The sequence below is a fragment of the Leeuwenhoekiella sp. NPDC079379 genome (genome assembly GCF_044542075.1).
Taxonomy (GTDB): Bacteria; Bacteroidota; Bacteroidia; order Flavobacteriales; family Flavobacteriaceae; genus Leeuwenhoekiella.
The window spans coordinates 366,356-378,707 of sequence record NZ_JBITTU010000004.1 but is presented as its reverse complement, the minus strand read 5'-3'; the positions used below and the strand labels follow the sequence as shown (position 1 = coordinate 378,707).

The 12,352-nt window shown below is 36.7% G+C and carries 7 protein-coding genes; 2 read left to right on the top strand and 5 right to left on the bottom strand.

Annotated features, from left to right (window positions below; genetic code table 11):
- Positions 1-24: 24 nt before the first annotated feature.
- The 4 genes from ACIGAM_RS09970 to ACIGAM_RS09955 all read right to left on the bottom strand — a co-directional run bounded on the left by ACIGAM_RS09970 (position 25) and on the right by ACIGAM_RS09955 (position 7,565).
- Entirely contained in the window at positions 25-1,488 is a 1,464-nt protein-coding gene (locus ACIGAM_RS09970; protein ID WP_396511310.1) for a hypothetical protein, read from the bottom strand.
- Between the two features lie 14 nt (positions 1,489-1,502).
- Positions 1,503-3,083, bottom strand: coding sequence for a RagB/SusD family nutrient uptake outer membrane protein (locus tag ACIGAM_RS09965; protein ID WP_396511309.1), 1,581 nt, complete (start codon positions 3,081-3,083; stop codon positions 1,503-1,505).
- A 4-nt stretch (positions 3,084-3,087) separates the two neighbouring features.
- Entirely contained in the window at positions 3,088-6,105 is a 3,018-nt protein-coding gene (locus ACIGAM_RS09960; RefSeq protein ID WP_396511308.1) for a SusC/RagA family TonB-linked outer membrane protein, read from the bottom strand.
- A gap of 62 nt (positions 6,106-6,167) precedes the next feature.
- Positions 6,168-7,565: a hypothetical protein gene (locus ACIGAM_RS09955; protein ID WP_396511307.1), complete on the bottom strand. Its 1,398-nt coding sequence runs from the start codon at positions 7,563-7,565 to the stop codon at positions 6,168-6,170.
- 296 nt (positions 7,566-7,861) lie between these two features.
- Between ACIGAM_RS09955 and ACIGAM_RS09950 the strand changes: the two genes are divergently transcribed.
- Positions 7,862-8,779 carry an AraC family transcriptional regulator gene (locus ACIGAM_RS09950; RefSeq protein ID WP_396511306.1) on the top strand — a complete coding sequence of 306 codons (918 nt, stop codon included), beginning with the start codon at positions 7,862-7,864 and terminating at the stop codon, positions 8,777-8,779.
- A 199-nt stretch (positions 8,780-8,978) separates the two neighbouring features.
- Complete coding sequence (uvrA, locus tag ACIGAM_RS09945; RefSeq protein WP_396511305.1) at positions 8,979-11,522, top strand: excinuclease ABC subunit UvrA; 2,544 nt, start codon at positions 8,979-8,981, stop codon at positions 11,520-11,522.
- A gap of 21 nt (positions 11,523-11,543) precedes the next feature.
- Here the strand turns inward: uvrA and ACIGAM_RS09940 are convergent, their stop codons facing one another.
- Complete coding sequence (locus ACIGAM_RS09940; protein ID WP_396511304.1) at positions 11,544-12,305, bottom strand: DUF3891 family protein; 762 nt, start codon at positions 12,303-12,305, stop codon at positions 11,544-11,546.
- Positions 12,306-12,352 lie beyond the last annotated feature (47 nt).

Here is a 12,352-nt window from a genome sequence, read left to right as displayed (position 1 = left end):
ATGAGAGAGATCTTAAGTTATAGGTTAGTTAGATACTTTAAGAACTAGTTTATAAATCGTGTAGAGACTCTCTTCATTAATATTAAATACAATTGAATTGTCTTTTTTAAAATATGGAACTTCATTTATTAAAGTCATGGGCGTAGCTTCTGCTGTATCTGCTAAGTTACCTGGTTGCCAGATTTGAGCAGAAACCACCTCACTTATTTCGGTATCCAGATTTAATGTTACCGTTGTAAATGGAGTTTCCTTACCGGTAACATAAACAACCATAGTACCATCTTCTTGCAGTGCTGCTGCGCCTCGCACAGTGCCATCTGTAACATTTAACACTTTACCTCTAAAATCACTAGCCATGTCTCCAAAAAGCTGAGCGGTAGGATACGCCAGCGTAAGTTGAAAATTAAAAAGACCCAGACCGGGAATCGCCGGGTTTGTAGGTGGCCAGAAAGCTGCCTCATCTGCTTCTGCTAAAGCGTGCTCATACATTTGTTCTACAAGTAAATTAGCACCCTGAGCATAAATTTTCCCATTATTATAAGCTTTTGAAGGAGCCCACTCAGAGAGTGATAAATAGCTCTTGCCCAGATTTGTCTGGCAGGCATCTATATTTGCCTGCAAATCACGTATATCATGTGATTCTGAATCATAACCTGTATAAGTGTGTAGTATAAGACCATCTATATCGTCAAGCGTTGTTCCAAAAATTTGATTTAAGACCGTGAATTCCTCTGGCTGTGTATAATCACCATTAACCAGAATTTTAAATGAAGAATCTGGAAATTTCTCGTTGATATGTCTTGCTAACCGCTTTGCAATCTCACCGTATTTTTTGAGTTTATCTTCGCGTTCTACACCTTGACCAGCAAACTGCAACCACCACTCATTGCCCAGTTCTACACTTAAAATATTAGCTGCACCGGTTCGCGTAATTGCATCTTCAGCCTCACTTTTTAGCAATTCTACAGCGGTATCCCAGCCTGATGAAAAAAGAGTTTCTAACATCGCAAGACGTATAGGCACCACAATACTTATTGCATTAGGATTTGATGCCTTAACCGTCTCTATTGTTGCTCCCTGCTGTGCAGGACTATTAGGCCAACCCGGAGTTGTGTTCTCACTCCAGTCATAAAATTCTGATTCAAAGCCTCCCGGAAACCGAATTAATTCATAATTAATTTGCTCTAACACAGTTTGAAATGCAGGATACATACCATTTGTGATTCTGCGCCAGTCATTATTAATCCCATAAATACGAGGGTTTATTGCTTTACCATTTGTTGTACTTACAGTAATTTCTGTAGTAAGACTTGAAGTTTGAAAATCAGGACCCTCATCTTCAATGACCTCATCTGTTGTGTTAGAGGTGTCTATCACCGCACCAAATCTCTGATCATTAGGATCTGTAAAATTATCACGCTCACAGCTCGATAAAAAAACGAGGATACTTACGAAAGTCAGAAATTTAAGTTTTCTAAAATTTTTCATTTTAATTTTATTTATTAGTAACCCGGGTTTTGGGTAATGTTTCCTCTTGACAATTGAATTTCTTCTGGCGGTATGGGCCACAATAAGTGAACACTAGGGTCAAACAAAGCTCCTTTGTCTTGAGGTTCTCCCAGATTTGTGGTTTCAAAAGGGTCTGTACTTACCTCTGTGTTATACTTTACAAAAGTTCCGTTAGGTCCTAAAATAGTTGCGATTCTAGGAGTACCATTTACTTTTTGCCTTCTTAGATCAAATAGACGTTGCTGTTCTAAAGCAAGTTCTAATCTTCTTTCTTTCCAGATTGCATCTCTCAAACTACTACCGGTCAAGCCCATATTTGTTTCTAATTCAACACGGTCACGTATCATTTTAAGTGATGTTAATGCCGCACTCTCATCACCTGCAAAATAGGCCGCCTCTGCATGAACTAATAGTAAGTCTGCATATCTAAATCGTATAACAGGAAGCGGGTGTTGACCTCTTACATACGGATCTTCACGGTCTGCCAGCGGTATGTAAGCTTTTCTACTCGTTCTACCAGATTTATTGCGGTCTGGAGCCGCATCAAATGAAGTCACCTGAGGATCACCGTAAACTGGCTCTCCATGTTTCATAATGGTAGAACGTAATCGTATTTCATCTCCTTCACTTAAGTATGCATTTTCAAGATCACTACTTGGCATACACCACCCAAAACCTTGATCTACCCGGGTACCGGCAGTAGTACTTATGTGCCCTCCTATATTGGCAAACTGAGGATTTGTAATCATATCTACTTCAAAAATAGATTCTACCCCGTGATGGTTATACACAGAGAAAATATCTTCAAACTTAGGTTCTAATTGATACTGGCCTAACTCAATAACATCTTCTGCGATATCCTGAGCCAACGCCCATTTTTCACGATATAAATAGGTTTTAGCTAAAAGCGTTTGCCCTGCTCCTTTAGTAATTCTTCCTAAATCTTTTGTAGCATATTCACTTTTTAGCGGTAAATCTTCAATCGCTAAAAGAAGCTCACTTTCTACAAAATCATAAACCTCATCTACCGAAGACCGTACCTTATCATTTATCGCAGGTTCTAGTAATTCTGTATAGGTTGTAACAATAGGTACACCCCCGTAATTACGTACTAAATCATAATAATACCAGGCTCTTAAGAAACGTGCTTCGGCAAGTAAGCGAGATTTTAAAGTCTCGTCCATTTCTACTTCAGGAATACGTTCTAAAGCAATATTTGCACGGGTAATCCCTATATAGGTATTTTCCCAAAAAGAATTAATATAAAATGAACCTGCAAAAACATTATAAGCCGCAATACCAGAAATATCTGGTCGTGGTTGCTCTGTATTTCCTGCCCAGTTATCATCTGTAGACATCTCACAGATTTGTCTGAAAAATTCTATTTGAAACCAGCTTTCACCATTAACTTTTGAATAAACTGAGTTCACAAAAAGCTCTGCATTCTCTGGTGAGGAAAAGAAATCGTCTAACTGCTGTCTTCCTCTAAGCGGTTGATCAAGAAATTCTTCTTTACTGCAGCCGCTGATGGTTACAGTAAGAATTAAACTAAATAGTATTACTATCTTTTTCATAATCTTAAAAAGTTAAATTAAGTCCTAGTAAATATGTTTTAGAAACAGGATATCGTGCATAGTCAACACCAAAATCATTAATAATGTCCCCACCTGCTCCAACCTCAGGATCAAAGCCTGAGTATTCTGAAAGGGTTAACAGATTTTGTCCTGAAACAAATACTCTCAATTTCTGAAAATTAGGTATGTTGAAATTATACCCTATTTGAATGTTGCGAAGTCTTAAGTATGATGCATCTTCAATAAATAAGCTAGAAGGTCTTTGATAGTTACCATTACGATCTAGCAACGTAAGTCTTGGAAATTCTGCATTAGGATTTTCTGGTGTCCAGACTCTACCTAAAGTACCGGCGCCTACGTTAACATCTTGAGTACCTGCATTAATAAACGTTCTCGTATAATTAAATACCTCATTACCATAGGTACCATACCATTGCATAGAAAGATCAAGATTTTTATAACTGAAGTTTCCTGTAAAACCTCCATAAAAATCTGGGAACGGGTTTCCTATAGTTGTTAAATCATTATCGTTAAGCAGCCCATCATTATTAGTATCTACAAACTTTAAATCACCGGGTTGTGCATTAGGCTGTATAAGTTGACCTGTTTCTGACGAATGTGCATTAATCTCCGTTTGATTTTGAAAAATACCATCAGTTTCAAAACCATAAAATAAACCTACACGTTCTCCTAACTCTGTAATTTTTATAAATCTATTACCCAGGTCAGATCTATTTTGTCCAAAAAGTTGCTCGTTACCCGGAGCTAGCTCAACAGCACGACTTTCATTTGTAGAAACATTTACGTTAAGATCCATTTTAAAATCTCCCCAGGTTTTGTTATATCCTACTTGAATATCCCATCCTTTAGATTCAAAACTCCCAACATTTTGAGAAACAAGCCCAGGAATACCCGTATAATTAGGAAGCTCTACGTTAAAAAGTAAATCTTTTGATGTTTTCTGATAATATTCCACCGAAAAATCAAGTGCGTTATCAAAAAGCGTTGCGGTAAGGCCAAAGTTTTTATCCTCAACGGTTTCCCACTTTAAACCGGGATTACCAAACTGCGAAAGAAAATTAGTTACTACCCGGTCTCCGCCAAAAACATAATTACCCGTACCTATAGCAAAAAATTGTCCGTTACGGTTAATATTTTGATTACCTATCTGCCCGTAACCTGCTTTAAGTCTAAGATTACTTATAAAATCTACATCAAAAAATGACTCTGAATCTATATCCCAGGCTACCGAAACACTGGGAAAAACGCCTAATCTATTTCCTTTGGCAAATTTTGAAGATTCATCTGCGCGAATGGTACCTGTAAAGAAATATCTATTGTCATAACTATAAATACCTCTAAATATACCTGAGAAAATGGTCTCTACAGCCTCATTGCCTCCTACAGAAATACCTTCACCTGTCGCAGCATCAAGGTATCTTAGATCAGGATTTTCATCATCTGGAATATCTTCTCTAAAAGCTGAAACATAATTAAACGTTTGAGAATCAAATAAAACACCACCTAAAAGGTTTACGTAATGCTTTCCGAAATCTTGTGTGTAATTAATAGTATTATTAAAAACATAATCAAAATTCTCATTTACACGTCTTGACACATTATTAATCTCTTGTTGTTGATTAGGCGTGGTAAAATATGTTGGGTTAAAAATGTCTTGTCTAGAGTGATTGATATTTAATCCTAATTGCGAATTAAAAGTAAGCTCTGGCGTTATCTCATAATTTAACTGCGTATTAGATATAAGCGCAAAAAACTTAGTTTCATTAAACAACCTTGCTACGCTTCCCACCGGGTTAGGCACTTGATTATTGCTGGGTGCATAGATACTAAAACTGTTGCCCACACGCTCGTTTTGAGGTAAATACACATCTGTAAGCGGGTCTATTCTTAATATGCTATAGAGCAAATTAGGGGAGTTTCCAAAATTTTCAATTCTAGGGTTCAAATCTTGTTTTAGCGTAATTTTATCAGATAACTTAAAATCAACATTAAAACGGGCGGTTATTTTCTCATAATATCCCTTGGTATAATTTGACTCCTGATTAAAATAACTCATACTCGCAGCGTATTTAACTTTATCTGAACCGCCCGAAGCACGTAAATTAAAATTTGTAACTGGTGCAAAATTTTCTATTGTCTCCTCCCACCAGTCTGTGTCTGCAGTAAAATCTTCTGCGTTGTATAGCGGCGCACTCCCATCATTAGTGCGTCTTAAATTCATTACCTGAATATACTCATCTGCTCCAGCAAGATTTATCTTTTCTAACCTTTGGTAGCCTTGAGAAAAATCTAAATTGATAATAGTCTTTCCCTCTTTCCCTCTTTTTGTGGTAATAAGCACCACACCATTAGAAGCTCTTGAGCCGTAAATTGCAGAAGCTGAAGCATCTTTTAAAATTTGAAAATTCTTAATATCTGCAGGGTTTAGTAAATTAAGAGAAGTACCCTGTGGTTGTGGCACTCCATCTAATACAATAAGAGGTGAGGTGCCATTATTTGAGGTAACCCCACGTATAAGAATTTGTGGAGACGCACCAGGATTTCCCCCACCTGAGAGTACCTGCACACCTGCTGCTTTACCTTGTAAACTTTCAGCAGGGTTACTTGCAGTAATTTTAGTTAATTCCTCTCCTTCTACAGTAGATATAGAACTTGATATTTTATCTCTGTCTACAGCCCCATAACCTATCACAACAACTTCATCTAATGCTTGCTGATCATTTTGTAAGGTTACATCTATTGTTGTTTTACTTGCTACAGATACTTCCTGACTTTGAAAACCTAGAAAACTAAAAACTAAAATGGCATCATTAGCTGTTTCTAATTTATAAACTCCGTCAAAGTCGCTTACCGCTCCATTATTTGTACCCTTCTCGATAACATTAACTCCGGGTAAAACAGTACCATTCTCATCTGTTACCACACCACTAACCGTCTTTTGCGCATATAAAGATGCATTGCAAAAAAGTATTAGAACAACTAACTTTTTTATAAAATTCATTATTTAAACATTTACGTTATTTAAAATTCTCTCAATTATTAAGCACACAAAAAAATCCATGTTTAAGTCTTTGTGATGGTCATTGTATTTAAAAATATATCTACTGTTAATTTGTAAGTGCCCTCATATTGCTCACTAAAAGCACAATTAGAACCACCTTGAGGTACTATAGTACTTGCAGCTTCTATATCGCCACTATTCAACCTCCAGAAAATGCTATAGTTCACCTGGTTTCCTATAAAAATAAACTGGCCGGTTTCTGCTGTAAATTCAAGCTCTGCGGAATATCTGTATTGAAAATCCGGATCTACTTTTAATGGAGCAGATGATTGCGAAGGATTAAATCGTGTAATAGCAACACCATCTACTAAAAGACCTGAACCCGTAGCATATACCCCAGTAAAACCAGAAGCTATATTTGCAGGAGCAGTGGCCGTTATAGAATTTACAGTATAGGTTAAATCCCTTAGATCCATTTTGATATCATAATATCCAGGCTCTGAAATAATAATGGGAGAAACTGAAGCATCTGAGCCAATAACTAAATTTCCGGGAGTATTTGCATCACCACCAAATGTGAATGGACCAAAACCAGTTTGCTGAGCCACAAAACGAACTTCTTTATTAGCACTGTCAGCAAAATATTTAATTGTAAATACAAAACCCTCTTCTCCGCTCACGGTACTCGCATCTGCCACATAAGGATATCCCGATATTGCATTATCAAAAGCACTAGGCTCTGCTTGATCTGCCAAAAACATTTGAAGAAAATTCAGTTCATCTACAACATTTACAGATCGCGTTGAAGTAACCGTATTGCCAGCTTTATCTGTTAATGTAATATTGAAAATATATAGACCGGGTTGCTCAATATTTATAGACTTATTGTAGTTAGCAGACTTCTCTGAAAGTTCTATAGTCTCATTTAGGATATCACTTTCAATTTTAAACTCACCTAAAGACTTGTTATCAGTAAGGTTAATATCTAATAAAATCTCATCTCCTTCCCCTATCTGTACCGTACTGGCGTTTGCAGGACTTACAAAAGCTATTTGTGGTGCTGTAATATCTGCATCTAAACTAACTACAACTTCGCGCTGAGTGGTTACTCCTCCCGCATTCTCTGCGGTGATACTTATTGTATGTGAAGAGTCGTTAAGAGCATCTTCAGGAATTTTAAAACTATAATTTAAGGTATAACTTGTAGGTAAAGAGTCTTTACTAATAGTCTTATCTAAAAACCAAGGCTCATAGTGCAGACGTATAGATTTAATACCTGCAGGATCGTTAATTATCGCCTCCAAATTAAATGTCTGACCCGGCAAAGAAGATATTTCACTTATTAAGTCTGCAAATTCTGGAGTAGAATCTACATTGACATTATCATCGTCACTGCAGCCCATTAAAATAATAAGTGCTAAGCAAGACACTAAAAAATAAAAATGTTTGTTTGTTTTCATAATGTGTGATTTTTATGATTTGAAATGGAACCGAATTATATCCTAATAAAATATTCTCAAAGAATTCAAAAAAATTCCGAAACAAATATATCGTTTTCGTTAGGCTGTAAAATGGAGGAAAATATGGTTTTAATGGATTATTTTACTGTCTTGAAGAATTAATCGATTTGAAAATCAATTATTTATGTATTTCCTCACAACCCACGTTATTTGTGAGTTAATAGTTTTATTTAATTATCTTGCTGAATATTAGGCAAAAACTACAACGTTATTGTTACAGCTTATAAATAATGCATATGGATTATTCTTCGAAAAATTTTAAAATAAAAGAAGGCTTCATAGGGCAGCGTATGATTACCATTCCGCCCAATGTTTTAAATGAAATTGCAGCGAATGATTTTATAAAAGATTTCTATACAAGCGCTATAGGATTTTATCCTCAAGCTATTTATCACGACCGAAAAAGAAAATCTGGTAGTAAAGAATATATATTGCTTTATTGTACAGAAGGTAACGGAACTATAGAAGTAGAAAACGCTAAATATAGCTTGGTCCCCAATTCTTATATTATAATCCCTCCTCATGTAGGGCATCATTATCAAAGCTCAACAGAATATCCCTGGACGATTTATTGGAGCCACTTTTTAGGCTCAAAGGCAGATTTTTTATATAAATATTATCTGGAAAATAAAGAACCCAATCAGGTTAAAACAATAGCCAGGAGCGAAAGAAGGCAAAAAGATTTTATAAAAATAATGACCGTATTAGAAAGCGGTTTTGAAACGAGAAGTTTAGAATTTGCAAATACCAGCTTACTTAATTTACTTATGCATATGATCTATGCTGAAGAGTTAAGCCCTTCAGACCTAAAAACAGATATAATTACAAAATCAATTGAATTCTTAAACCAGAATTTAAATCAAAATTTTAAAGTAGAAGAAATCGCTGAAGAACAAAATCTCTCTGTATCAAGATATTCTGAGCTCTTCAAGAAAAAAATGGGCTACTCACCTATACAATACTTTAATAAGCTTAAAATTCAGAAGTCGTGCCAGTATCTCTATTTTACAGATATGGGTATTAAAGAAATATGTCAGAAAATTGGGTATGAAGACCCCTACTATTATTCTAGAGCATTTAAAAAATTAATGGGTATGCCCCCATCTAGATATAGAAAAGAATACAAAACTCAGAATCGCAAAACTAAAGACTGAAAATTATTTCAAGAGTCAAATCTGATTATTTTAATTGCTAAGAAATTATTTTCAGTAATTATCAAATGCGGTCAACTTAATTCTATTATCAAGTAAATGCAAGAATTAATATACTTCATCACCTACAAATCCTTAAAATTCTCTCAAATCTAAGTCACTCAAAGTGCTTCTTACTAAGTTTGCTGTCCTAATAACTATTATGACACAAACGTTTGACAAAGAAACTGCGAAGGAAGGTTTTGTAACTATACATGGCGCGCGACAGCACAATCTTAAAAATGTATCACTTGAAGTTCCGCGAGATGCGCTAGTGGTATTTACAGGAATATCTGGCTCTGGCAAATCTTCACTTGCATTTGGCACTTTATATGCCGAGGCACAACGTAGGTATCTTGAATCTGTATCACCTTACGCACGTAGATTGTTTAATCAAATGCCCATTCCTGAAGTTGATGCGATAGAAGGGCTACCTCCTGCAGTTGCTTTACAACAGCAACGCAGCTCTGGCTCCACGCGATCTTCAGTAGGATCTGTGACGACTTTGTCAAACTTATTGAGAATGCTCTATTCTCGTGCGGGAGATTATCCTGATGGTCAATCTATTTTATATGCAGATTCATTTTCTACAAACACTCCGGAAGGGGCCTGTCCTGAGTGTCACGGGCTGGGTAGAGTTTACGAGGTGACCGAAAAAAGTATGATTCCTGACGATACGCTAACCATTAGAGAACGCGCAATAGACGCCTGGCCTAAAGCCTGGCAAGGTAAAAATTTACGTGATATTTTAGTTACTTTAGGATACGATGTAGATACCCCGTGGAAAGATCTTCCGCAGAAAGATAGAGACTGGATTCTCTTTACAGACGAGCAACCTCAGGTTCCCGTATATCGAAATTATAATCGGGAAGAAGTTAAACAGGCTATTAAAGACGGACTTCAACCTAGTTATAAAGGCACATTTATAGGCGCTAAAAAATACATTTTACACACGTTCTCAAATTCGCAAAGTGCGTTAATGAAAAAAAGGGTGGCTAATTATATGGTGAGTAGCGAATGTCCTGCTTGCCACGGCAAACGTTTAAGGCGTGAGTCAATTGCGGTTACTTTTGAAGGTTTTGATATTGCAGATATGTCACGCTTGCCGCTAAAAAAAATACACTCTGTTTTTAAACCCTATAGTGATGGTTCTGCTCCTGCATTAAAAAAATTAGGTGAAGATCATAAAGAAAAGGTAATGGTGGCCCAGCGTATAGCCGAAGATCTGGTCGCACGCGTAGATGTTTTATTAGAACTTGGCTTGGGTTATTTATCATTAGAACGCAGCACACCTACCCTATCGCCCGGTGAGCACCAGCGACTAAGACTGGCAACTCAAGTGCGCAGTAATTTATTTGGTGTCGTATATGTTTTAGACGAACCTTCAGCAGGCTTGCATCCTGCAGATACCGAAGCCCTATTAAAAACCCTAGACCGATTAAAAGCAAGCGGAAATTCGCTGTTTGTCGTAGAACACGAGTTAGATCTAATACGTCACGCAGATTGGATTGTTGATGTAGGACCCAATGCCGGTGAAGGCGGTGGTGAAATTTTATATAGCGGTATACCAGAAGGCTTAAAGGAAATTACCCGTTCTAAAACCAGAGAGCACCTTTTTAATAGGTCCCCTTTTACTAAACCCGAAGCACGCGATCCTTCAGGCTGGTTGACCTTAAGCGGTGTAACCCATAATAACTTAGATAATCTAAACGTCTCTTTTCCCCTGGGAGTATTAACAAGCGTTACGGGAATATCAGGTTCCGGAAAAAGTAGTTTAGTAAGTCAAGTACTGGTTGAACTCATGAAAAATCATTTGGGCAATAGTACTTCATTAGAAGAAGAAGTTGATGAAGATGCTCTTGAAAATGAGGAAGCCATCAAAATAGGTGGGACAATTTCGGCAGGAGCAGAAAAACTAAAACGTATGGTTGTAGTTAACCAGAAACCCATAGGTCGTACTCCGCGATCAAATCTGGCAACCTACACAGGCTTTTTTGATGTTGTGCGTAAACTATTTGCGACTACACCCTTAGCCAAGTCGCGTAAATATAGTGCTGGTCGTTTTTCATTTAATGTAGGCAAAGGACGCTGTGCTAATTGTGAGGGTGAAGGCTTTGTAATGGTAGAATTACTGTTTCTACCCAGCGTGTATGCACCTTGCCCTGTTTGTGAAGGTACACGCTACAATAATGAGACTCTAGAAGTAACTTATAACGACAAAAATATTGCTCAGGTTTTAAACATGACCGTAAATGAAGCTGTAGCTTTTTTTAAAGATGATGATCGCGTAAACCGCACTCTTAAAGTGCTGCAGGAAGTAGGATTGGGTTATTTACGTCTGGGACAACCCGCTACCGAACTTTCTGGTGGTGAGGCACAGCGTATAAAACTGTCTAAAGAATTACAACGTACAAATCGTGGCGATACGGTATATATTCTTGATGAACCTACTACAGGCTTACACCCCACCGATGTAGAAAAACTACAACTACAGTTAACAAAGCTGGTTGATGCAGGAAATACAGTTATCGTAGTAGAACACGATATGCAAATTATCGCTGCAAGTGATTGGGTTATTGATATTGGCCCCGGTGCCGGTGATGAAGGTGGGAATGTAGTTGCTGCCGGAATACCTGAAAAAGTTGCACAGAATTATGAAAGTAAAACTGCTAAATATTTAAAAAGAAAATTAACCGGTACCGATTAATTAAACTACCCCATTTTAAATTTAGGATTTTTTAAAAGTCACTTTAGAAAATCCTATTTCACTTTCTTTGAATGCTTTATAGAAGGTTTCACTGTTTTTAAAACTTCGCTGTTTTAAAATGTGATATTCATAATTAATCACAATCTCATTATCTTGAAAAGGCCATGGATCTATTATTAATTCACCCTCTTTATCACACAAGTTGTGAATAGTATCTCCCAGCGCATCATTAATTTCGTAAGAACGGTTTGCATCAGGAAACTCATCCTGACAAATCATTAAGGAAAGTCGATCGCAAAACCGCACAATTCCATATAAAAAATTATAAGAATCTGCTTTAAGATTATATGCTTTCATAGCTTGTTTATCTAGATCACAATTAATTTTTGAGACTAGACCAGCTTCAAAAACCTGTGGAGATAAGAATTTAAGATGACTACATACTAAAGCTGCTACTAGCAATGATCTACTCTTCAATCCATTCAAAATTTGTTCTGCCTTTTGACCAAGCTGTGTCTCGGTAACGTCAGGTTTATCAAAAGATACGGGCTGTCCTTGGTCGTTAAGTTGACGCGTATAATTAAAATCGGTCTCCCGGGTTTCATGAAAAGCAATAGCCGCAATTACATCAGAGAAATACGCATTCTTATAATCATTTTTTAAATGATGTCCTATGTAACAAGCAATATGCGCGTGGTGAGTTTGCGTAATTATTCGGGTTCCGTTGATATCTGCACTTACGATCATAGTAACAAATATAGCTTGTGTTGAGAATACCCTCAAATACTTTAATATAATTTTAAATGATAAAAATTTAATACTGGAAGTTG

Bases quoted from the DNA above. Each gene is read 5' to 3' on its own strand.
- ACIGAM_RS09970 (WP_396511310.1), bottom strand. From the start codon at position 1,488: ATGAAAAATTTTAGAAAACTTAAATTTCTGACTTTCGTAAGTATCCTC.
- ACIGAM_RS09965 (WP_396511309.1), bottom strand. From the start codon at position 3,083: ATGAAAAAGATAGTAATACTATTTAGTTTAATTCTTACTGTAACCATC.
- ACIGAM_RS09960 (WP_396511308.1), bottom strand. From the start codon at position 6,105: ATGAATTTTATAAAAAAGTTAGTTGTTCTAATACTTTTTTGCAATGCA.
- ACIGAM_RS09955 (WP_396511307.1), bottom strand. From the start codon at position 7,565: ATGAAAACAAACAAACATTTTTATTTTTTAGTGTCTTGCTTAGCACTT.
- ACIGAM_RS09950 (WP_396511306.1), top strand. From the start codon at position 7,862: ATGGATTATTCTTCGAAAAATTTTAAAATAAAAGAAGGCTTCATAGGG.
- uvrA (WP_396511305.1), top strand. From the start codon at position 8,979: ATGACACAAACGTTTGACAAAGAAACTGCGAAGGAAGGTTTTGTAACT.